General features: G+C 60.4%; 22 protein-coding genes. 10 read left to right on the top strand and 12 right to left on the bottom strand.

The annotated features are described in order from the left end of the window. Position 1 precedes the first annotated feature (1 nt). The 4 genes from V5E99_RS09645 to V5E99_RS09630 all read right to left on the bottom strand — a co-directional run bounded on the left by V5E99_RS09645 (position 2) and on the right by V5E99_RS09630 (position 1657). On the bottom strand, positions 2-478 hold the full coding sequence (locus V5E99_RS09645) for a hypothetical protein (protein WP_499802254.1): 477 nt from the start codon (positions 476-478) through the stop codon (positions 2-4). Beyond that, complete coding sequence (locus V5E99_RS09640) at positions 453-995, bottom strand: hypothetical protein (protein WP_499802253.1); 543 nt, start codon at positions 993-995, stop codon at positions 453-455. Before V5E99_RS09640 ends, V5E99_RS09645 begins: the two co-directional genes overlap by 26 nt. A 156-nt stretch (positions 996-1151) precedes the next feature. Next, on the bottom strand, positions 1152-1469 hold the full coding sequence (locus V5E99_RS09635; RefSeq protein ID WP_499802252.1) for a hypothetical protein: 318 nt from the start codon (positions 1467-1469) through the stop codon (positions 1152-1154). A gap of 38 nt (positions 1470-1507) precedes the next feature. Next, positions 1508-1657 carry a PAAR domain-containing protein gene (locus V5E99_RS09630; protein WP_499802251.1) on the bottom strand — a complete coding sequence of 50 codons (150 nt, stop codon included), beginning with the start codon at positions 1655-1657 and terminating at the stop codon, positions 1508-1510. Between the two features lie 393 nt (positions 1658-2050). On the opposite strand from V5E99_RS09630, the gene V5E99_RS09625 reads away from it, so the two are divergent. Next, positions 2051-2335 carry a DUF3077 domain-containing protein gene (locus V5E99_RS09625; RefSeq protein ID WP_499802250.1) on the top strand — a complete coding sequence of 95 codons (285 nt, stop codon included), beginning with the start codon at positions 2051-2053 and terminating at the stop codon, positions 2333-2335. After that, positions 2332-2601 carry a hypothetical protein gene (locus V5E99_RS09620; protein ID WP_499802249.1) on the top strand — a complete coding sequence of 90 codons (270 nt, stop codon included), beginning with the start codon at positions 2332-2334 and terminating at the stop codon, positions 2599-2601. Before V5E99_RS09625 ends, V5E99_RS09620 begins: the two co-directional genes overlap by 4 nt. Positions 2602-2692: 91 nt before the next feature. Here V5E99_RS09620 and ctpM read toward each other — a convergent pair whose 3' ends face one another. Next, positions 2693-4375 carry a methyl-accepting chemotaxis protein CtpM gene (ctpM, locus tag V5E99_RS09615; RefSeq protein ID WP_499802248.1) on the bottom strand — a complete coding sequence of 561 codons (1683 nt, stop codon included), beginning with the start codon at positions 4373-4375 and terminating at the stop codon, positions 2693-2695. Between the two features lie 193 nt (positions 4376-4568). Next, positions 4569-5888 carry a Na+/H+ antiporter family protein gene (locus tag V5E99_RS09610; protein ID WP_499802247.1) on the bottom strand — a complete coding sequence of 440 codons (1320 nt, stop codon included), beginning with the start codon at positions 5886-5888 and terminating at the stop codon, positions 4569-4571. 345 nt (positions 5889-6233) lie between these two features. On the opposite strand from V5E99_RS09610, the gene V5E99_RS09605 reads away from it, so the two are divergent. Both V5E99_RS09605 and V5E99_RS09600 read left to right on the top strand, forming a co-directional pair. Then, a complete protein-coding gene (locus tag V5E99_RS09605) occupies positions 6234-8381 on the top strand; it encodes a methyl-accepting chemotaxis protein (protein ID WP_499802246.1) in 2148 nt (715 codons plus the stop codon). Between the two features lie 360 nt (positions 8382-8741). Beyond that, the gene (locus V5E99_RS09600) at positions 8742-10424 is read left to right on the top strand and encodes an MFS transporter (protein WP_499802245.1); all 1683 of its coding nucleotides are present in this window, start codon (positions 8742-8744) and stop codon (positions 10422-10424) included. A gap of 107 nt (positions 10425-10531) precedes the next feature. Here the strand turns inward: V5E99_RS09600 and V5E99_RS09595 are convergent, their stop codons facing one another. The 5 genes from V5E99_RS09595 to V5E99_RS09575 form a co-directional block, all read right to left on the bottom strand. Further along, positions 10532-11845, bottom strand: coding sequence for a sensor histidine kinase (locus V5E99_RS09595; protein ID WP_499802244.1), 1314 nt, complete (start codon positions 11843-11845; stop codon positions 10532-10534). Further along, entirely contained in the window at positions 11842-12510 is a 669-nt protein-coding gene (locus V5E99_RS09590) for a response regulator transcription factor (RefSeq protein WP_499802243.1), read from the bottom strand. The genes V5E99_RS09595 and V5E99_RS09590 overlap by 4 nt, the downstream gene beginning before the upstream one ends. Before the next feature lie 3 nt (positions 12511-12513). Then, complete coding sequence (locus tag V5E99_RS09585; protein WP_499802242.1) at positions 12514-12819, bottom strand: PepSY domain-containing protein; 306 nt, start codon at positions 12817-12819, stop codon at positions 12514-12516. Further along, positions 12819-13127 (bottom strand): PepSY domain-containing protein, encoded by a 309-nt coding sequence (locus tag V5E99_RS09580; protein ID WP_499802241.1) that lies wholly within the window; start codon positions 13125-13127, stop codon positions 12819-12821. The genes V5E99_RS09585 and V5E99_RS09580 overlap by 1 nt, the downstream gene beginning before the upstream one ends. 83 nt (positions 13128-13210) lie before the next feature. Then, positions 13211-13378: a hypothetical protein gene (locus V5E99_RS09575; protein WP_499802240.1), complete on the bottom strand. Its 168-nt coding sequence runs from the start codon at positions 13376-13378 to the stop codon at positions 13211-13213. On the opposite strand from V5E99_RS09575, the gene V5E99_RS09570 reads away from it, so the two are divergent. From V5E99_RS09570 to codA, 5 genes are all read left to right on the top strand, one after another. Next, positions 13377-14456 carry a patatin-like phospholipase family protein gene (locus V5E99_RS09570; protein ID WP_499802239.1) on the top strand — a complete coding sequence of 360 codons (1080 nt, stop codon included), beginning with the start codon at positions 13377-13379 and terminating at the stop codon, positions 14454-14456. The genes V5E99_RS09575 and V5E99_RS09570 overlap by 2 nt on opposite strands. An 83-nt stretch (positions 14457-14539) precedes the next feature. After that, on the top strand, positions 14540-14896 hold the full coding sequence (gene queD, locus V5E99_RS09565; protein WP_017736453.1) for a 6-carboxytetrahydropterin synthase QueD: 357 nt from the start codon (positions 14540-14542) through the stop codon (positions 14894-14896). A gap of 111 nt (positions 14897-15007) precedes the next feature. Beyond that, entirely contained in the window at positions 15008-15460 is a 453-nt protein-coding gene (locus V5E99_RS09560) for a GNAT family N-acetyltransferase (protein WP_499802238.1), read from the top strand. Positions 15461-15908: 448 nt separating this feature from the next. Further along, on the top strand, positions 15909-17180 hold the full coding sequence (gene codB / locus V5E99_RS09555) for a cytosine permease (protein ID WP_499802237.1): 1272 nt from the start codon (positions 15909-15911) through the stop codon (positions 17178-17180). A 13-nt stretch (positions 17181-17193) separates the two neighbouring features. Further along, positions 17194-18438, top strand: coding sequence for a cytosine deaminase (gene codA / locus V5E99_RS09550; protein ID WP_499802236.1), 1245 nt, complete (start codon positions 17194-17196; stop codon positions 18436-18438). Between the two features lie 104 nt (positions 18439-18542). Here the strand turns inward: codA and V5E99_RS09545 are convergent, their stop codons facing one another. Beyond that, positions 18543-19535, bottom strand: a complete 993-nt coding sequence (locus V5E99_RS09545) for a hypothetical protein (RefSeq protein ID WP_499802235.1) — start codon at positions 19533-19535, stop codon at positions 18543-18545. A 211-nt stretch (positions 19536-19746) separates the two neighbouring features. On the opposite strand from V5E99_RS09545, the gene V5E99_RS09540 reads away from it, so the two are divergent. Then, complete coding sequence (locus V5E99_RS09540) at positions 19747-20898, top strand: MFS transporter (RefSeq protein ID WP_499802234.1); 1152 nt, start codon at positions 19747-19749, stop codon at positions 20896-20898. Positions 20899-21029: the final 131 nt, after the last annotated feature.

Genomic DNA, 21029 nt, shown 5'->3' with positions numbered 1-21029 from the left:
ATTAATCTGGCATAGAACGGATGATGTCAGCCATATCATCCTTGGTGATTCCATTGGCCTTTATAACTGCTGCCACATCCTTCTTGGATAAAGGGAAACGATTAAAAATCTCCTTCAAAGTATCCGCATCGATATTCGACATCCAAAGAGGATCGATAAAAGATCCGCCGTATTCCGGTTTCATAGGTACTTCTTCGTGTGCTATAGCACCCTTGTGATTCAGATAAACCACATAACGGTCATGCCCTTCAGGAAAGCTCTTATCGTGATAGAGCGTGGTGCCGAGGGGTAGCACATAGTAATTTTCATCGCCATTCGGCCCTTCAATGATAAGAGGCTCTTTAGTTTTAATCATTTTCATGTCTTGAACCCTCGATACATTATTAAATACTGCTAACGCCAATACAGCCGCATTAACAACTACCAATACAGCTAACCAAAAGAAAATTTGTTTATTTGTAAACGTTCTTTTTGTCATAACGCGCCTCGGTATTTCCTTCGAGCATAGCCTCGAAGTCTGCTGGCATAAAAATACCGTCCTGAGTAGATTTTTGAGTCCGTGCCGCTTGCCTTTCCACCCAGGAAAGCCCTCTCATCTCTCTATATTCAGAAGGATTTTGCACAATCGCCTTTCCTGAAGCCTTCGCGCCTTCAATTGTCACCGTCGTACAATTATTTGTCGTCGGATGATAATCCCCAGGCAGTACATAACGTGCAGCGGTCGCCGTCTTTTTTCTTAGCTCTTTCTTCTGCGCGACGATCCCGTCGAAATGCGCAATAACGGCCTCGGCCTTGGCTTTATCCAAAGAATAGACAAAACCTGTCGTTGTTCTTCCGAGGCTGTTCTCCCCTGAGATATAAGCCTTGAAAGATGTCCAGACATTCAATACGCCTTCTCCCTCGTTATCAAAGGTGCCCCCAGGTTTTCCCATAACGTCCAAAGTCGTACGTAACATCTTTTCCGCCCACGACGACATGTAAAGCAGCATGCCCAAAAAGGTGCTCCTCTTTGTCACGAGTGTAGGGACCACCCACCAGAATTTCCATGTAAGCGCCTGATACCACCAACTGATTGGTCTTGGTGGTTTTACCAGATGCTCCTGTATTTTTTGCCGTCTCTGTCGTGCCGGACGTTTTAGTAGACTGAACCATTAAAGATGTTCCGTATCTTCAAGTTTTGGGAATTTTATGCTGCAACTTTCTCTAGGGACGTTCGCTACATGCACAAATCCGTTGCCATCAAGAGCGCCAGTAACAACGGCACCATCTGGAAGTGTCAGTACATACTCCTCATTGGCAATTGGCTCTTCTCTTTCGTTGAGTAGTTGAAACTCAACGAAGGTTTTTTCTTTCAAGAATTGAGAGAAGAAGCTACTAGCTCCGCTTGAACCAGAATGGCCTACAAATGTATCGGGTGAACCGGCGGTAATGGTGGCTCCACAAGCGGTTAGCGATCCAACGTGCGCCACATCCTTACCGAGCCCAAAAACGTGAGGAGCTCCTGTCGTTATCGGATTGCTGCCGTGAATGGACAGGAGTAGACGTCTCCTACCAGGGCCACTGGAAGAGTGTTAATAAAAATAGGGCTTGAGCCAGTCGTGATGTTTACGCCGTGACTGCCTGGGTCTCCAAGTCGCGCTACTGGCTTTCCTGCCATGATTTTTCTCCTTTGAACATCAAGAGTCGCGAATGGTACATGATCCTCGCAACAGATCTTGCATTGTTGTAAGGCTCGGAACATACCTACAAGCACAGTGCCGGTTTCGGACTTTTCGCCGGTTGACTGCCCTGCCCTCACTCCCTATCCTCGCGCCTGTCACGACTCATTCGTGATCGGGTTTGACGGCTCGGCGGTTTTAAGGTGCGCATTGTTCTCCAACTTTGCTCGTGCACGTGTGTGTGCTCGACACAAAGCTTAATGGTGACTGTGCGCGGGGCACTTTCGAGTGCGCCGGGTACCTTAGACCGGTCCGTCAACCTGCGCACAGTTGCCACCCCATCGTTTGACGGCGACCAAGTGGCAGCTCTTGATGACTAAGGAGCTACACCCATGACCAACGCAACCACAAAATCCACCCCCTTCGCCCCCTGCGACCACGTCGACCATCACCTCTTCGCCGTCCAACCCGGCATCCCCCTGCTCGACGCTCTGGAACACGCCTCGGTCTACCTCAGCTGCGCCGAAGCCCTCGCCCATCAAGCCCCCAACGCCACCCGCCCGGAACACATCGCAACGTTACGCTGGGCCAGCAAACAAATGCTCGGTACCGCAAGTTCGTTGCTTCAAGCCTCCATCGACGGCATGCACGCCGCGCAGGCGGGAGGTGACGCATGAACCCGCATATGCCGATGACCAATAATGAGTGCGACATTCCGGTGTTGTTGGTGGCCACGCAAGCACCGTTGGATGTGTTGCACAGCAATGCCGCGACGCGGTTTCTGGCGGGGACGCAGATGATGGAGAGCTTGGCCAGTCTGGACATCACCCAGGCCAAGGGTGCCGATGTACAGCAACTGGCCCACGCGGCGGCGATGTTGTTGCGCGATGGCTGTGATGTGATGGATGTGTTGGGGCGACAGATTCGGGCAGCTATCGTTTAGCAGTCATTCTGTAGGAGCCAGGCTTACCGGCGAAGGCGCCCTCAAGTACGCCTTCGCCGGCAAGCTTGGCTCCTACAGGGGGTATCCGGGGTCAGATGCGGAACTGGCCGACCAATTTACCGAGGCGTGCCCCCAAATCCGCCAGGCTACGAGACGTCTGCGCACCGAGCTGCGTCTCTCCCGCCACGCTGTCCACCGCCACCGCAATCTGGTGCACGCTGCGGTTGATTTCCTCGGCCACGGCGGTCTGTTCTTCCGCTGCGCTGGCGATCTGGGCGTTCATGGAGTTGATGGTGCCGATCAACTGGGCCATGGTGTCCAGCGACGCGCCCGCTTCGTTGGCCTGGGCCGAGGTGCCGTCACCCGCTTCGCTGGATCGGCGCATGGCTTCCACCGCCGACTGCGTGCCGGCCTGCAAGCGGTCGATCATGCCCTGGATTTCCTGGGTGCTGATTTGCGTGCGACTGGCCAGCGCCCGCACTTCGTCTGCGACCACCGCAAAACCACGACCGGCCTCACCGGCACGGGCCGCTTCGATGGCGGCGTTGAGGGCCAGCAGGTTGGTCTGCTCGGCAATCGAACGGATCACCCCGAGCACGCTGACAATCGACGACACGTCTTTTTGCAGGCTATCCAGAGACACGCCGCTGCTACGGATGTCGTCCACCAATGCATGAATTTTCACGATGCTGCCGGCCACCACCCGCTTGGCGGCCTGGCCTTCGGCGTCGGTCTGCTGGGCCGCGACTGCGGCGTTCTGGGCACTCTTCGCCACTTCCTGGGCGGCGGCAGACATCTCGTTGATCGCCGTCGCCACTTGATCCGTCTCGTGGCGCTGACGCTCCATGGCCTGATCCGAGCGATGGGCCTGATCCGAGACCTGATCCACCAGCCCGGTCAGTTGCGAGGTCATTTCGGTGATCTGACGAACGAGACCGTGGATCTTGTCGACGAAGCGGTTGAACGAACCGGCCAGTTGTCCGAGTTCATCGTCGCTGGTGATGGTCAGGCGCCGGGTCAGGTCGCCCTCGCCTGCCGCGATGTCATCGAGGTTGGCTTTCATCAGGTTCAGCGGCCGCAGAATCGCGTTGGCCAGCAACATCCCCGCCGCCGCGATCACCAGCAACACGATGACGGCAATGCCGACGATGCTCAGCACCACGCCTTCCATCCGCTCGTTGACTTTGGCCTGGACCAGCGCCACCTGGGCTTCGATGCCATCGAGGTTGACCGAGGTGCCGACCGCCATGTCCCACTTCGGCAGGTATTCGGTGTAGCCGAGCTTGGGCACCTGCACCTGGCTGTTGCCGGGCAGCGGCGAACTGTATTCGAGGTAGTGGGTGCCGTCCTTCGCGACTTTCACCAGGTCGCGGTTGACGTAGACGCCGTTCGAGTCGCGGTTGTCCTTGAAGCTCTGGCCCACGCCTTCAGGGCTGTTGGCCTTGAACAGGCGCACGGTGTTGGAGTCGTAGCCGAAGAAGTAGCCGTCCTTGCCGTAGCTGATGCTCGACAGCAACTTGACCACCTGGGCCCGCGCAGCGTCGTCGCCGGGGGCGGCCGCGTCGTAAAGCGGTTTGATCGCGGTCATGGCCACGGCCACATAACTTTGCAAGGTTGCCTTGGCGTCCTTGAGCAGGCTCTGGCGGGTTTCCTCGACCTCCTTTCGGGCCTGTTCCTGAAGAATGAACAGCGTGGTCAGGCTGATGACCAACGCAAAGAGCAACACCGGGAGGACGGCAAGGGACAGGACTTTAGCCTTGAGGCTCATGCGCATGACGGTTCACTCTTTTGATTTTATTGGCGTGGTTAAAGGCTTTAACGGCACGCCAGGGCAAAAGTTGAATCGTCGGATATCACAATCCCTGTAGGAGCGAGGCTTGCCCGCGAAGGCGTCGTGTCAGACACATCCGTGTTGAATGTGCCGCCGCCTTCGCGGGCAAGCCTCGCTCCTACAGGGGTTTCGGGGGTTACAGCACCATCGCCGCCACCCAGCCGAACGCCAGCAGCGGCAGGTTGTAATGCAGGAACGTCGGCACCACGGTGTCCCAGATGTGGTGATGCTGGCCGTCGATGTTCAGACCCGAGGTCGGGCCCAGGGTCGAGTCCGAGGCCGGCGAACCGGCGTCCCCCAAGGCGCCGGCCGTGCCGACGATGCACACGATGGCGATCGGGCTGAAGCCCAGTTGCACGCACAGCGGCACAAAAATCGCCGCCAGGATCGGCACGGTGGAAAACGACGAGCCGATGCCCATGGTCACCAGCAGCCCCACCAGCAACATCAACAGCGCACCAATGCCTTTGCTGTGACCGATCCACGATGCCGAGGCTTCAACCAGCGTCTGCACGTCACCGGTGGCTTTCATCACTTCGGCGAACCCCGAGGCGGCGATCATGATGAAGCCGATCATCGCCATCATCTTCATGCCTTCGGTGAACAGGTCGTCGGTGTCGCGCCACTTCACGATGCCGGACACCGAGAAGATCAGGAAACCCACCAGCGCGCCGATGATCATCGAGTCCAGCAGCAGTTGAACGATGAACGCCGCCGCAATAGCCGCACCGGCCACCATCAGGCTTAGCGGGTTGTACGCCACGGCGACCTGCTCGACTTGCTCGATCCTTTCCAGGTTGTAGACGCGTTTCTTGCGATAGCTGATAAACGCGGCCGCCAGCCCCACCACCATGCCCAACGCCGGAATGCCCATGGCATGGGTGACGTTGATGCCGCTGATGTCTACGCCGCTGCGGGCCACGTTGGCCAGCAGGATTTCATTCAGGAAGATGTTGCCGAAGCCCACCGGCAGGAACATGTACGGCGTGATCAGGCCGAAGGTCATGACACAGGCGATCAGCCGGCGATCCAGTTGCAGCTTGGTCAGCACATATAAAAGTGGCGGCACCAGCAACGGAATAAAGGCGATATGTATCGGCAGAATGTTTTGCGAAGCGATGGCCACCACCCACAGCAGGCCGATCAGCAGCCACTTGACTGAACCACCGCCGCTGGCGTGCTGGCGATCAACCATGGTCAGGGCTTTGTCCGCCAGCGCATGGGCCAGGCCGGACTTGGCAATCGCCACCGCGAAAGCACCGAGCAAGGCATAAGACAACGCCACCGTCGCCCCGCCGCCGAGGCCACTGTTGAAGGCTTTGAGTGTCGCGTCGATCCCCAGGCCACCGGTCAAGCCACCCACCAGGGCGCCGACAATCAGCGCGATCACTACGTGCACGCGGGACAGGCTGAGCACCAGCATGACGCCGACCGCGGCAATTACAGCATTAATCATCGTTACCTCAAGGCAAGCGGAATGAGCCCGGCCGGCAGTCTGCGAAGCGCCGCCAGCGGAGTTAAGGAATGGGTTTTATTAGAGGGCGCGCACTGTGCCGCAGCATCCGCGCCTTGTCAAAGCGAACGCCGCCCTTCTCATTGCAATCACCACCTCGGTAGGAGCTGCCGAAGGCTGCGATCTTTTGATTTTCAGGCGGGTGGCGACGCCAAAGATCAAAAGATCGCAGCCTTCGGCAGCTCCTACCGGGGGGTATTCGATATTTGGTAACGGCCGTAAAGAAAGCCAATTCGCGGCCGTTACAGTGCAAAGTCTCAGATAAATATCGAATAAGGACGTCTCTCCATGTCGCTCAGACAACTTTCCATCCAATGGAAAATCACCCTGCTGGCCGGGTTGTGCCTGGCCGGCATCGTGACCCTGCTGGTGGGTCTTTCGCTGTATCGCATGGAGCACAGCTCTGCGCTGGTGAAGGCCTCGAGCATGGAGATGCTCACCGAAGCCGCCCAGGCGCGGATCGAGTCCCAGGGTGAAAACCAGGCGTTGAACATTCGTCAGCAGTTCATGGACGCCTATCAATATGGCCACGGCTTCTCGCGCCAGGTGCTGTTCCTGCGCGACCAAGCCGAGAAGCGCTTTCTCGATGCCTTCGACCTGCGTGAAGACCTGACCCGCCAGGTCAAGTCAGCCCTGCAAGCCAACCCGGAACTGCTCGGCTTGTCCCTGGTGTTCGAGGCCAATGCGCTGGACGGCAAGGACGAATTGTTCGCCGGCCAGGCTGAGCTCGGCAGCAACGACAAGGGCCGTTTCGCCCTGTACTGGTCGCAACCGACCCCGGGCAAGCTGACGTCGATGTCGCTGCCCGAAAGCGACATGGCCGACACCAGCACCGGCCCCAGCGGCGAGGCGGCCAACGCCTGGTTCACCTGCCCGCGCACCACGCTCAAGCCCTGCGTGATCGAACCCTACTTCTATGTGATCGACGGCCAGAACGTGCTGATGACCAGCATCGTCTTCCCGCTGATGGTCAACGGCAAAGTCATCGCCTCGCTGTCGGTGGACATCAACCTCAACAGCCTGCAAGCGATCAGCCAGGGCGCGAGCAAAAAGCTCTATGACGGCCAAACCAGCGTCAGCATCCTCAGCCCCGTCGGCCTGCTTGCCGGTTACAGTCCGGACGCCAGCAAACTCAGCCAACGCCTGGAGGCCGTGGACAAAACCAACGGCGCCGAGCTGATTCGTATGCTGGGCACCAGCAGCAAAACCACCAGCCTGCACAGCAATGCGCAGTTGAAAGTGTTGTCGCCGTTCCAGCCGATTCCGGGCGGCAAATCCTGGGGCGTGCTGCTCGACGTGCCGGAGAAAGTCCTGGTCGGCCCGGCCGAGGCGCTGAAAAAACAACTCGATGAAGGCAACCGGGCCGGCACGTTGATGGAACTCGGGCTGGGCGTGATCGCCGCGCTGATCGGCCTGTTGCTGGTGTGGTTGATGGCCCGCAGCGTGACCAGACCGATCCTCGGCGTGGCCCACATGCTCGAAGACATCGCCAGCGGCGAAGGTGACCTGACCCGGCGCCTGGCTTACGACAAAAAGGACGAACTCGGCCAGTTGGCCGGTTGGTTCAACCGCTTCCTCGACAAGCTGCAACCGATCATCGCCGAAGTGAAACGCTCGGTGCAGGACGCGCGCAGCACGGCGGATCAGTCCTCGGCCATCGCCACCCAGACCAGCGCCGGCATGGAGCAGCAATACCGCCAGGTCGATCAGGTGGCCACTGCTTCCCACGAAATGAGCGCCACCGCCCAGGACGTGGCCCGCAGCGCAGCCCAGGCGGCCCACGCCGCGCGGGATGCCGATCAGGCGACCCGTCAGGGCTTGACCGTGATCGACCGCACCACCACCAGCATCGACAACCTCGCCGCCGACATGAGCGCGGCGATGGTGCAGGTCGAAGGGCTGGCGGCGAACAGCGAGAAAATCGGTTCAGTGCTGGAAGTAATTCGCGCCATCGCCGAACAGACCAATCTGCTGGCCCTGAACGCGGCGATTGAAGCGGCCCGCGCCGGTGAGGCCGGGCGCGGTTTTGCGGTGGTGGCCGATGAAGTACGCAACCTGGCGCGGCGCACCCAGGAGTCCGTCGAAGAAACCCGCCAAGTGATCGAGCAATTGCAGAGCGGTACCCAGGAAGTGGTCAGCTCGATGAACAACAGCCATCGCCAGGCCCAGGGCAGCGTTGAACAGGTCGGCCAGGCCGTCACCGCGCTGCGTCAGATTGGCGAAGCGGTCACGGTGATCAGCGACATGAACCTGCAAATCGCCAGCGCGGCGGAAGAACAGAGCGCGGTGGCCGAAGAGATCAACAGCAACGTGGCGACCATTCGCGATGTAACCGAATCGCTGTCGGGGCAGGCCAATGAATCGGCGCGGGTGAGTCAGTCGCTGAACAGCCTGGCGAACCAGCAGCAGAGCTTGATGGATCAGTTCCGGGTTTAAACCGAAATCCCAGGCATATCGCAATCCCTTGTGGGAGCGGGCTTGCTCGCGAAAGCGGTGTGTCAGCCGCTATAGATGTCGACTGACACGACCTCTTCGCGAGCAAACCCGCTCCCACAGGATCTCCACAGGTTCTGGGGTTCAGGCTGTCGAGTGGATATTTGCGCGAAGCTGATTATGCTTTTAACAAGCCCTGCAGCAATGCCGGGCTGTGTAGGAGCGAGGCTTGCCCGCGAAGAACGACAATGCGGTGTGTCAGACCTGACGCAATCCGACGACATCAGCCCCAGGGCCTGGGTGCGGCAATAACGAAAAAATGAAGTGCTCCGGCCTACAGCAAGCGCAAGACGGAGAACACTCATGGCCACAATCGACAGCACCACCACGAGCACGGGCAGCGCGCCCCACCACGGGATCACCAAAGAGGAACGCAAGGTGATTTTCGCCTCGTCCCTGGGCACCGTGTTCGAGTGGTACGACTTCTACCTCTATGGCTCCCTCGCCGCGATCATCGCCAAGCACTTTTTCGCGGGCGTCAACGAGACCACCGCCTTCATCTTCGCCCTCCTCGCCTTCGCGGCGGGTTTCGCCGTGCGGCCCTTCGGGGCGATTGTGTTCGGCCGACTGGGGGACATGATCGGGCGCAAGCACACGTTCCTCATCACCATTGTCATCATGGGTATCTCCACCGCCGTGGTGGGGTTTTTGCCCGGCTACGCGAGCATCGGCGTGGCGGCGCCGGTCATCCTGATCACCCTGCGTCTGCTGCAAGGCCTGGCGTTGGGCGGTGAGTACGGCGGCGCCGCGACCTACGTGGCCGAACATGCGCCGAAGGGCAAACGCGGCTATTTCACCTCATGGATTCAAACCACCGCGACCCTCGGCCTGTTCCTTTCGCTGCTGGTGATCCTCGCCTGCCGCACCGTGCTGGGCACCGAAGCGTTCGAGGCCTGGGGCTGGCGGATTCCGTTTTTACTGTCGATCCTGCTGCTGATTGTCTCGGTGTACATCCGCCTGCAACTCAGCGAGTCACCGGTGTTCGTGAAGATGAAAGCCGAAGGCAAGGCCTGCAAGGCGCCGCTGACCGAATCCTTCGCCCGCTGGGACAACCTGAAAATCGTGATCATGGCCCTGCTCGGCGGCACTGCCGGCCAAGCCGTCGTCTGGTACACCGGGCAGTTCTATGCGCTGTTCTTCCTGCTGCAAACCCTCAAGATCGACCCGCAGACCGCCAACCTGCTGATCGCCGGCTCGCTGCTGATTGGCACGCCGTTCTTCGTCATTTTCGGCAGCCTGTCCGACCGCATCGGTCGCAAGGGCATCATCATGGCTGGCTGCATCCTCGCGGCGCTGACCTACTTCCCGATCTTCCATGCGTTGACCCAGTACGGTAACCCCGACGTGTTCGTCGCCCAGGAGAACAACCCGGTCACGGTGATCGCCGACCCCGATCAGTGCTCGTTCCAGTTCGACCCGGTGGGCAAGGCCAAATTCACCAGCTCCTGCGACTTGGCCAAGACCCTGCTGGCGAAGCGGGCGATTCCCTACAAGAATGAAAAAGCCGAGCCGGGCACCGTTGCCCAGGTTCGTATCGGCGACAAAGTGATCCCGAGTTTCGAGGGCAGCAGCCTGCCGGCCGCCGACTTCAAGGCCCGCAATGACGCTTTCACCGCTACCCTTGGCACTGCGCTCAAGGACGCCGGTTACCCCGAAAAGGCTGACCCGGCCAAGACCCATTACCCGATGGTGCTGCTGTTGCTGACCATCCTGGTGATCTACGTGACCATGGTCTACGGCCCGATTGCGGCGTGGCTGGTGGAACTGTTCCCGGCGCGTATCCGCTACACCTCGATGTCGCTGCCCTACCACATTGGCAATGGCTGGTTTGGCGGCTTCCTGCCGACAGTGGCGTTTGCCATGGTCGCGGCCACCGGGGATATCTATTACGGGTTGTGGTACCCGATTGTGATTGCGTTGATGACGGCGGTGTTGGGGATTTTCTTTATGCCGGAAACCAAGGATCGGGAGATTCATCACACCTGAGTACAAGGCTTTTGTAGGAGCCAGGCTTGCCGGCGAAGGCGTTTTTGAAGATGCCTTCGCCGGCAAGCCTGGCTCCTACAGGTATTGCGGTGTCTGTCGGATCGGTATCAGCGTTTAGGCAACTCAATCAGCACTTTCAAGCCGCCCCACTCGCTTTCCTGCAGCAGCAGGCTGCCGCCCCAGGTGTCAACGATGTCGCGCACAATACCCAAGCCCAACCCATGCCCATCGGTCTGCTCATCCAGTCGGGTGCCGCGACCGAACACCTGCTTGCGCTGTTCTTCGGGAATCCCCGGGCCGTCGTCTTCGACGCTCAACTCAAAGCCGTCAGCCGTCTCGACCACGCTCAAGCGCACCTCGGCATCCGCCCATTTGCAGGCGTTGTCCAGAAGATTGCCGAGCAGCTCCAGCAAGTCCTCGCGATCCCACGGCAACTGCAAACCGGCCGGTGCTTGATAGCTCAGGTCCAGATGTTCACCGTGAATCATGTTCAACGTGGCCAGCAGCCCCGGCAGCTCTGCATCACAATCGAACAACGCCCCCGGCAATGCATCGCCGGACAAACGTGCGCGATTGAGCTCACGATTGAGCCGTTGCTGAACCTGTTCCAACTGTTGCTGGATAACCTTGCGCAACTGCGGATGAGCATCGAGCTGTTCGCTGGAAGCCAGGCTGAGCAACACCGCCAATGGGGTTTTCAAGGCATGGCCGAGGTTGCCCAAGGCATTGCGCGAACGCTTGAGGCTGTCCTCGGTGTGGGCCAGCAAATGGTTGATCTGCGCCACCAGCGGCTCCAGTTCCACCGGCACCTGATCATCGAGTTGCGAGCGTTGGCCTTGTTGCAACTGGGCGATCTGCTCACGAGCCGTTTCCAGCGGGCGCAAGGCCCGGCGCACGGTAATCCGCTGCAACAGCAGAATCAGAATCAACCCCGCCAGCCCGAGGCCAAGCCCCACCTGTTGCATGCGCAGGAAGCTCTCGCGCACCGGCGTGTAGTCCTGAGCCACGCTGATGGAAATCGACTGGCCGAGCCGACGATAGTCCGAACGCAGCACCAGCAATTGCTGGCCTTCCGGGCCCAGTTGCAGGTTGCTTTCCAGGCCGGGGTTTTCCAGACGCGGCAGTTCCTGGTCCCACAGCGAGCGCGAGCGCCAGTGGCTGTCGGCAAAATCGATACGGAAGTAGTGCCCGGAAAACGGCCGCTGATAGGCCGGCGCCAGGTGCCGCTCATCCAGTTGCAGTCCCTGCGGCCCACGCACCAGCGCCACCAGCAGGTTTTCACTGTCGTTGCGCAGCCCGGCTTCGAGGTAGCTCTGCAAGCCCAGTTCGAAACACCACAGACTGGTTTGCGCCAACACCAGGCCCACGATCACCATCACGCTGATCAGCCCCAGGCTCAAGCGGCGCTGAATCGACCTCACTGGGCTTGCCCGCCGAACAGGTAACCCTGGCCGCGACGGGTTTCGATCACGCTACGCCCCAGCTTGCGCCGCAAGTGGTTGACGTGGACTTCCAGCACATTGGAATCGCGCTCGGTTTCACCATCGTAGAGGTGTTCGGCAAGGTGACTTTTGGAGAGGATTTGCTCGGGGTGCAGCATGAAATAGCGCAACAGACGAAATTCGGCGGCGGTGAGCTGGATGTCGGCGCCGTCGCGGGTCACGCACTGGCGCCCTTCGTCCAGATGCAGACCGGCAGCCTTGAGCGTCGGCTGGTTTGACTGACCATGAGAGCGGCGCAGCAAGGCCTGAACCCGCAGGTGCAGCTCTTCGGGATGAAAGGGTTTGGTCAGGTAATCGTCGGCGCCAGCCTTGAGGCCTTCGATGCGTTCGGCCCAGGAACCGCGCGCGGTGAGGATCAGCACTGGCGTCGACAAGCCGCCGGCCCGCCATTGGGTCAAGACCTCAAGCCCCGACAGACCCGGCAGGCCGAGGTCGAGGATGATCAGGTCATAGGGCTCGCTGCTGCCCTGGTACACCGCGTCGCGCCCGTCGGCCAGCCAGTCCACGGCGTAGCCCTGGCGATTGAGGCCGGCCATCAATTCGTCGGCCAGGGGCACGTGGTCTTCCACCAGCAGCAATCGCATCGGTCAATCTTCCTTGTCTTTCAATAAACGGCCTGTGGCGGCCTCGATGTCCAGCTCGCGAACCACGCCTTCGGTGGTCAGCAGTTCAACTTCATAAATGTAGACGTCGTGTTTTTCTTCGAGCTCGGCTTCCAACAGTTTGGAGCCGGGGTAGCGGTCCAGCGCCTGTTGCAGCAGTTGCTCCAGCGGCAGGATCACCCCTTGCTGACGCAGGCGCAGGGCTTCGTCCTGATCCAGGTCACGGGCCATGACCACCGAGCAAAACGCCAGGAGCACCAGCGCCATGCGTGAAAATGAAAACACCTTCATTACGTATCCTGATGATTCTTGAGAACCTGTCCACTGACGGCGTCTAATTCCAGATCCCACTCAATGCCTTGCGGATCGCGCATTTCCACCTGGTAGATGTACTTGCCGTACTCTTCTTCCAGCTCGGTTTGGGTGATGGTGGAACCCGGATGCTGGGTCAGTGCGGTGGCGTTGAGCTTCTCGAAAGACGCAATGGTACCAGCGTCGCGCAGCCGCAGGGCTTCGTCGGGGCCCAGGTCGCGGGCGTGGGCGAGGCTGGCGGTCAGGCCGATGAGGGTAGCGATGGACAGGGCAGTCAGAGTTTTCATGGGTGTCTCCGTATTTTTATGTGTTGCCTACGCAGGGCACCTTAGCGGGGACAACTTAACTGAAACTGAATTGCCATCATTGCTCATGACAACACCCCGTAGGAGCTGCCGAAGGCTGCGATCTTTTGATCTTGATCGTTGACGGCCATGAAGCCGCCGAAGATCAAAAGATCGCAGCCTTCGGCAGCTCCTACATTGACCGAGTACGACGCGTCTATAATCCTGAGCTTGCCCAATATTGAGACCCGCATGAGCGCTATCCACATCAAGTTCCCTTCCCTGACCCTCAAGGCCGGCCCTCGGGCTTTCGCGCGCATTCGTGAAAACGGCTTGAGCGCCGCCGACGTCGGCACGCTGCCGGGGGCGGCCGGTGGGCCCAAGGCGTTGGGGATTCAGGGTCTGGACCTGGCGCTGTTCGGCGAATGGCTGCCGGCGGCGCCCCGGGAGCGTTCGTTGATTGGCGCCTCGGTGGGCTCCTGGCGGTTCGCCAGCGCGTGCCTGCCGGACGCCGCCGAAGGCATTCGGCGTCTCGGTCATCTGTACACCGAGCAGAATTTCGACAAGGGCGTGACCATGGCCCAGATCAGCCAGAGCTCCCGGCGCATGCTCAATGATTTGCTCGACGGTCGCGACGCGTCGATCCTCGACAACGCCCATTACCGACTCAACATCATGGTGGTCAAAAGCCACGGCCTGCTCGCCCACGATCATCGCGGTCGCCTGGGGCTGGGCCTGTCGTCGGTGATCGCCGACAACCTGCGGGGTCGGGCGCGGTTGTCGCGGCATTTCGAGCGGTTGATCCTCCACGACCCGCGCCTGGCGCCGCCGGTCAATGCCCTGACGGATTTCCCGTCACGCTTCGTCGCCCTGAACGCCGGCAACCTGCGTCAGGCCTTGTTGGCGTCAGGCTCGATCCCGATGGTCATGGAAGGCGTGCGTGATTTGCCGGGGGCCGGCGCCGGGACCTTTCGCGACGGCGGTCTGTTGGACTATCACCTCGACCTGCCCTACAGCGGCGATGACATCGTGCTCTATCCGCATTTCACCGACCGGATCATTCCCGGCTGGTTCGACAAGACCCTGCCGTGGCGCCGCGCCTGCCCGGCACGCTTGCAAAATGTGCTGTTGCTGGCGCCATCCAAGGATTACCTGGCGCGCCTGCCCTACGGCAAACTGCCGGACCGTAACGACTTCAAGCGCTTCATGGGCGATGCCCCGAGCCGGCAGAAATACTGGCGCGCGGCGATGGATGAAAGCCGGCGGATGGGCGACGAGTTTCTCGAACTGGCCGCCAATGGTCGCCTGGGCGAGCGCTTGCTGACCCTTTAGTCAGTGTTTTACACAGACTCTGTTAAACTCGCCGCCTGCCCCTATCGCTGCGGCGATCGCCACCTGACAGAGCTCAAACCACTGTGGAAATCTTCAAAGAGTTTACCTTCGAGTCCGCCCACCGCCTGCCCCACGTACCGGACGGCCACAAGTGCGGTCGCCTGCACGGTCACTCGTTCAAAGTGGCAATCCACCTGAGCGGCGACCTTGATCCGCACACTGGCTGGATTCGCGACTTCTCGGAAATCAAGGCGATCTTCAAGCCGCTCTATGAGCGTCTGGATCACAACTATTTGAATGACATTCCCGGCCTGGAAAACCCGACCAGCGAAGTGCTGGCCAAGTGGATCTGGACCGAGCTGAAGCCATTGCTGCCGGAACTCAGTGCGATTCGTATCCACGAGACCTGCACCAGCGGTTGCATCTATCGCGGCGAGTAAAAACACCTGGCCCAGAAGAACCACCGGCGACGGTGGTTTTTTTATGCCTGTCGTTTCAGCCCCACGCCGAGTAAAGTCAGGCCCCATCCTTGGCCCAAAGGAACCTGACTCATGTCACCGCTCATCCGTCCTGCAACCCTTGAGGACATCGCGCAAATCGAGGCCATTGTCGAGGCTGCTTACTCGCCTTACATCGAACGCATCGGCCGCAAACCCGCGCCGATGCTCGATGATTACGCCAGCCAGGTGCTGGCCCGGCGTGTTCACGTACTGGCCCATGAACAAACTCTCAGCGGCTTCGTGGTGCTGATCGACACCGAAGAGTACTTGCTGCTGGACAACATCGCGGTCAGCCCGGCGGTCATGGGCCAGGGCTTTGGTCGGCAATTACTGGAATTCGCCGAACGCCACGCCCGGGACGCGGGCTACCCGTCAATCCGGCTCTACACCAACGAAGCCATGAGCGAAAACATTGCCCTGTACACCCGCCGAGGGTTTGTCGAAACCCATCGGGTCGAAGAGAACGGCCTGCGCCGGGTTCACATGAGCAAGAAACTGGGCTGAAACACACCAGACACCTGTGGGAGCGGGCGTTTCGTCCGCGAGTATGAAAACAGCCTTTAACGGTGGTTTTTTATACCTATGCTTTTTTGGCTCTTCCCGCCGTGCAAGAGGATGCGCCGGAGGTGATTGTCGCGGCGTTGATGCGGTTTTTGCCTTTGGCCAATGGATTCAAAGATCAAAAGATCGCAGCCTTCGGCAGCTCCTACAGAGGCCGAGTGCGACTGTTATCCCTCGACGCACATAAATCCCGTAGGAGCTGCCGAAGGCTGCGATCTTTTGATCTTTGAATAACCCCACAAATGTTCCAATTTGACTCAACCCCGCACCGCTTTCGTGCCCCTGAACCGGCCAACTCCCCGCGCTGGTCTATACATAACCCCGCAATCCCCCGTTTGGCACGACCACTGCAACCCTCCCCGCGTCTCTCTCATTCAGCAAGGAACGCCCCATGACGCAGAACGATCCGGGTAACGATTACCCCCTCAGCGAAGTCCCGATGCACGCCCGCAAGGGCCTCGCCTCCACGGCGATGGTGTTGCTGGGTTTCACCTTCTTTACCGCGACCATGTTTGCCGGCGGCAAGCTCGGCGTTGCGTTCAGTTTTGGCGAGATGATGGCAGTGATTGTCGTCGGCAATCTGCTGCTGGGCCTCTACGCCGCAGGCCTGGGCTACATCGCCTTCAAGAGCGGCCTCAACTCCGTGCTGATGGGGCGGTTCTGCTTCGGCGAAGTGGGCAGCAAGCTCAGTGATTTGATCCTCGGCTTCACCCAGATCGGCTGGTACGCCTGGGGCACGGCCACCGCAGCCGTGGTGCTGGGCAAGTATTTCGAGCTGGACCAAGGCACGGTGCTCGGGTTGATGGTGCTGTTCGGCCTGTTGTTTTGCGCGACCGCGTATGTCGGTTATCGCGGGCTGGAGATTCTGTCGTACATCGCGGTGCCGGCCATGATGTTGCTGCTGATGCTGTCGCTGTGGGTCGCGACCGTGAAGGTCGGCGGCCTCGACGGTTTGCTCGCCGTGGTGCCGACGGGAACGCTGGACTGGTCGACGGCCATCACCCTGGTGTTCGGCACGTTCGTCAGCGGCGCGACCCAAGCCACCAACTGGACGCGGTTCTCCCGTTCGGCGCGGGTGGCGGTGCTGGCGAGCCTGATCGGATTTTTCATCGGCAACGGCTTGATGGTGTTGATCGGCGCCTACGGGGCGATCGTCTACCAACAGCCGGACGTGGTTGAAGTGCTGTTGCTGCAAGGTTTTGCCATGGCGGCGATGGCGATGTTGCTGCTCAACATCTGGAGCACCCAGGACAACACCATCTACAACTTCGCCGTCGCCGGTTGCAACCTGCTGCGCACCGGACGGCGCAAAACCGTGACCCTGGCCGGCGCGGTGATCGGCACGTTGCTGGCGCTGCTGGGCATGTACGACCTGCTGGTGCCGTACCTGATCTTGCTCGGCACGGTGATTCCGCCGATTGGCGGCGTGATCATGGCGGACTTTTTCTTCCGCTATCGTGGTCAATATCCACGACTGGCGGATGCACGTCTGCCGGCATTCAACTGGCCCGGCCTCAGCGCTTATGCGGTCGGCACCGTCGCCGCGTTCAGCTCGCCGTGGGTCGCGCCACTGGTAGGCATTGCCGCCGCCGCGCTAACGTATGTGATATTGATCGGCGTGCTGGGTGTCCGCACTGCCGATGCACCACTACAAGATCTCTAAAAGGATTCGCCTGATGCACATCATCAACGCCCGCCTGCGCAACCAAGAAGGCCTGCATGAATTGCACCTGGAAAACGGCCTGATCGGCAATATCTCCCGCCAGACCGAAGCCCCGTCCCTGGGCCCCGGCGACCTCGACGCCGGTGGCAACCTGGTGGTGCCACCCTTCGTCGAGCCACACATTCACCTCGACGCCACCCTCACCGCCGGCGAGCCGCGCTGGAACATGAGTGGCACGCTGTTCGAAGGCATCGAGTGCTGGGGCGAACGCAAAGCCACCATCACCCTGGAAGACACCAAGACCCGCGCCAAAAAAACCATCCAGACCCTGGCGGCCCACGGCATCCAGCATGTGCGCACCCACGTCGACGTCACCGACCCGACCTTGACCGCGCTCAAGGCGATGCTCGAAGTGCGCGAGGAAAGCCGTCATCTGATCGACCTGCAAATCGTCGCGTTCCCCCAGGAAGGCATCGAGTCCTACCGCAACGGTCGCGAGCTGATGGAAGAAGCGATTCGCATGGGCGCCGATGTCGTCGGCGGCATTCCGCATTTCGAATACACCCGGGACCAAGGCGTCAGTTCGGTGAAGTTCCTGATGGACCTGGCCGAACGCACCGGTTGCCTGGTGGACGTGCACTGCGATGAAACCGACGACCCGCATTCGCGCTTCCTCGAAGTGCTGGCCGAAGAGGCCCGCAGCCGCGACATGGGCTCACGGGTCACGGCCAGCCACACCACCGCGATGGGTTCTTACGACAACGCTTACTGCGCCAAGCTGTTCCGCTTGCTCGGGCATTCGGGGATCAGTTTTGTGTCGTGCCCGACCGAAAGCATTCACCTGCAAGGACGCTTCGACAACTTCCCGAAACGCCGTGGTGTAACCCGGGTCAACGAGCTGCTCGAAGCGGGGATGAACGTGTGTTTCGGCCAGGATTCGATCGTCGATCCGTGGTATCCGCTGGGTAACGGCAACATCCTGCGGGTGCTCGAAGCGGGCCTGCATATCTGCCACATGCTCGGTTATCGCAACCTGCAAAGTGCGCTGGATCTGGTGACGGACAACAGCGCTAAAGCCATGGCGTTGGGCGATCGCTACGGACTGGAACGTGGGCGGCCGGCGAACCTGTTGATTCTGTCGGCGGACAGCGATTACGAAGTGATTCGCAGCCAGGGCTTGCCGCTGTATTCGATTCGTGGCGGAGAGGTGTTGATGAAGCGGCAGATGCCGGTGGTGGAATGGGCGCAACAGGTTTGAATTTTTTGTTGAATGGGCGGGCCTCTTCGCGGGCAAGCCTCGCTCCTACAGGGGCACCGTCGTACCTGTAGGAGCAAGGCTTGCCCGCGAAGGCGATTTTGAATTCAATCGATCAATCGCGCCGTGCCAAACAATTTCACCCGACTCAACTCACCACCCTGTTCCTCCAGCAAAATCGGCGCCGTCCCACCCGGCATCACCACCTTCACCTCCCCCGCCGTCACCCAACCCACCCGCCAGGCCGCGCACGCCACCGCACTGGCGCTGGTGCCCGAGGACGCCGTCGGCCCTTCACCGCGTTCAAACACCCGGGCCGTGATTCGCCCTGCGGACTCAAGCCTCGCCCATTGCAGGTTCACCCCCGCCGAACAGGGCTGGCCCGCCCCGGTCGGCGTGGCATAAGCGATACGCGTCAGCCCCTCGGACAATCCCGGTTCACGCATCTGTTCATTGCTCGGCAATGCAGCGGCGTCGGTCAGCAGCGTCACGCAATGGGGATTGCCGATCCGTACAAACTGGCTCTGGCCCCAGGCAGGATCGAGCGCCGACAACGGCGGCACATGGCTGATGTCACGGCTGTTCAACATCACACTTTCAACGCCCAGTGCGCCGACCGCTTGCGGCCCGAACGACGGCTTGCCCAAGTCCAGCCAAAAGCCCTGCACGCCATCGATTTCGGCGGGTTTCACCGAGGTTTCCACGGGCGATGAAGCATCAGTCTTGTCGTGATGAACCTTGAGCAAACAACCGCCCTCGGCCGGCATCAGCCCTTGCTCGCTGAGTGATTGGGAGAAAATCGTCAGCCCGTTGCCACTGCGCTCGGCCAGGGTGCCATCGGTGTTGACGATCAGCAGGTCAAAGGGCGGCGCGGCTTGAAACGGACCGATCAGCAAGCCGTCGCAGCGATGGTCTTTGCTGCCCGTCGGCTGAGTACCGGGCGCCCAGCCACAGAACGCCTCGATCGCCGACAACGCCCAGCGCTCGCGGGTTTGCGCCGCAAGGCGGGCCAGCGCGGGCAGTTCAATACCGCTGCGGCGTACCACGTCAGGCGCCACCACCGCGTAGATGTTGCCTCGAGCATCGTAGAACGGCGTCATGGATCGGTCCTGAAATCAGCGTGAAAAGTGCCAATACTGTAGGCGTCAACGCCCGGCGAGGAAATACCACGAGCAACCGCGCTCGCGATTGAGGGTCAGGCTGTGCAAGGATGTCACCCTGCCTGACCGCGAACCGCTGCGGACACTGACCGAACCTCACCGGTGAGTCACTGTCCCTTGGGGTACGCGACGTTTTTTGCCAAGGATCGATATGACCAACCTCAACACCCCCGCCACTTTTGTTCCCGGGCGCCTGGAACAAATGTCCACCCGCATCGCCTTTTTTATCGCCGGTCTGGGCATCGCCGCGTGGGCGCCGCTGGTGCCTTACGCCAAGGCCCGGGCCGGGCTCGATGAAGGGACGCTCGGTTTGCTGCTGTTGTGCCTGGGAGTGGGGTCGATTCTGGCGATGCCGATTGCGGGGCTGCTGGCCACGCGTTTCGGCTGTCGCCGCGTGGTCAGCGCCGGGGTTTTGCTGATTTGCGCGGCCCTGCCGCTGCTGGCCACGGTGTCGTCAATTCCGGCATTGATTGCCGCGCTGTTCATGTTTGGCGCGGGTCTGGGCACGGTGGATTCAACGGTGAACCTGCAAGCGGTGATCGTCGAGCGGGCCAGCGGCAAGACCATGATGTCGGGTTTCCACGGCTTGTTCAGTCTCGGCGGGATCGTCGGCGCGGCGGGTGTCAGTGCCTTGCTCGGTTTGGGTGTTTCACCGCTTGGCGCGACGCTGGTGGTGATCGTCATACTGGTCGTGGCGTTGCTGAAAGCCGCGCCTCACCTGTTGCCTTACGGCAGTGAAAGCTCCGGGCCAGCGTTTGCCGTGCCCCATGGCATCGTGCTGTTTATCGGCGTGATGTGTTGCATCGTGTTCCTCACCGAAGGCGCGGTGCTCGACTGGAGCGCGGTGTTCCTGGCATCTGAGCGCGGAATAGACACGGCGTATGCCGGATTGGGTTATGCCGCGTTTGCGCTGACCATGACCGCCGGGCGCCTGACCGGGGATGGGATTGTGCGGCGCCTGGGCGCGACAAAAGTGATTGTGCTTGGCGGCCTGACGGCGGCGGCGGGCTTGTCACTGGCGACGTTTGCGCCAAGTTGGGAAGTGGCGCTGGTGGGCTATGCGCTGGTTGGCGCGGGTTGTTCAAACATTGTGCCGGTGCTGTACACCGCCGTCGGCAAACAGACCGTCATGCCGGAAAGCATTGCGGTGCCGGCCATTACTACCCTCGGTTATGCAGGCATTCTCGCGGGCCCAGCGGTGATCGGGTTTGTCGCCCATGGCAGCAGTTTGAGTTTTGCGTTCGGGTTGATGGCGGTGTTACTGGTGGCAGTGGCCATTGGCGGGAGGGTGTTGAAGGTCTGAAAAGCTTCGCGAGCAAGCCCACAGGGGATCTTCGCTGAACACAGAATCTGTGTCCGCCAGAGATCCAATGTGGGAGCTGGCTTGCTCGCGAAAGCGGTGTGTCAGTCACATGAATGCTGGAGGTGCTGGCG

The organism is Janthinobacterium sp. LPB2021202312-11-4 (genome assembly GCF_037049705.1).
Classification (GTDB): Bacteria; Pseudomonadota; Gammaproteobacteria; order Pseudomonadales; family Pseudomonadaceae; genus Aquipseudomonas.
The sequence above is the reverse complement of the archived record's forward strand: the minus strand, read 5'-3'. Positions and strand labels throughout refer to the sequence as shown.

Excerpts from the sequence above, each read along its gene's own strand:
- codA (WP_499802236.1), top strand. The coding sequence starts at position 17,194 with ATGCACATCATCAACGCCCGCCTGCGCAACCAAGAAGGCCTGCATGAA.
- ctpM (WP_499802248.1), bottom strand. The coding sequence starts at position 4,375 with ATGCGCATGAGCCTCAAGGCTAAAGTCCTGTCCCTTGCCGTCCTCCCG.
- V5E99_RS09600 (WP_499802245.1), top strand. The coding sequence starts at position 8,742 with ATGGCCACAATCGACAGCACCACCACGAGCACGGGCAGCGCGCCCCAC.
- V5E99_RS09620 (WP_499802249.1), top strand. The coding sequence starts at position 2,332 with ATGAACCCGCATATGCCGATGACCAATAATGAGTGCGACATTCCGGTG.
- V5E99_RS09605 (WP_499802246.1), top strand. The coding sequence starts at position 6,234 with ATGTCGCTCAGACAACTTTCCATCCAATGGAAAATCACCCTGCTGGCC.
- V5E99_RS09645 (WP_499802254.1), bottom strand. The coding sequence starts at position 478 with ATGACAAAAAGAACGTTTACAAATAAACAAATTTTCTTTTGGTTAGCT.
- V5E99_RS09625 (WP_499802250.1), top strand. The coding sequence starts at position 2,051 with ATGACCAACGCAACCACAAAATCCACCCCCTTCGCCCCCTGCGACCAC.
- V5E99_RS09610 (WP_499802247.1), bottom strand. The coding sequence starts at position 5,888 with ATGATTAATGCTGTAATTGCCGCGGTCGGCGTCATGCTGGTGCTCAGC.
- V5E99_RS09575 (WP_499802240.1), bottom strand. The coding sequence starts at position 13,378 with ATGCGGGTCTCAATATTGGGCAAGCTCAGGATTATAGACGCGTCGTAC.
- V5E99_RS09590 (WP_499802243.1), bottom strand. The coding sequence starts at position 12,510 with ATGCGATTGCTGCTGGTGGAAGACCACGTGCCCCTGGCCGACGAATTG.
- V5E99_RS09580 (WP_499802241.1), bottom strand. The coding sequence starts at position 13,127 with ATGAAAACTCTGACTGCCCTGTCCATCGCTACCCTCATCGGCCTGACC.
- V5E99_RS09545 (WP_499802235.1), bottom strand. The coding sequence starts at position 19,535 with ATGACGCCGTTCTACGATGCTCGAGGCAACATCTACGCGGTGGTGGCG.
- V5E99_RS09585 (WP_499802242.1), bottom strand. The coding sequence starts at position 12,819 with ATGAAGGTGTTTTCATTTTCACGCATGGCGCTGGTGCTCCTGGCGTTT.
- V5E99_RS09570 (WP_499802239.1), top strand. The coding sequence starts at position 13,377 with ATGAGCGCTATCCACATCAAGTTCCCTTCCCTGACCCTCAAGGCCGGC.
- V5E99_RS09630 (WP_499802251.1), bottom strand. The coding sequence starts at position 1,657 with ATGGCAGGAAAGCCAGTAGCGCGACTTGGAGACCCAGGCAGTCACGGC.
- V5E99_RS09560 (WP_499802238.1), top strand. The coding sequence starts at position 15,008 with ATGTCACCGCTCATCCGTCCTGCAACCCTTGAGGACATCGCGCAAATC.
- V5E99_RS09540 (WP_499802234.1), top strand. The coding sequence starts at position 19,747 with ATGACCAACCTCAACACCCCCGCCACTTTTGTTCCCGGGCGCCTGGAA.
- codB (WP_499802237.1), top strand. The coding sequence starts at position 15,909 with ATGACGCAGAACGATCCGGGTAACGATTACCCCCTCAGCGAAGTCCCG.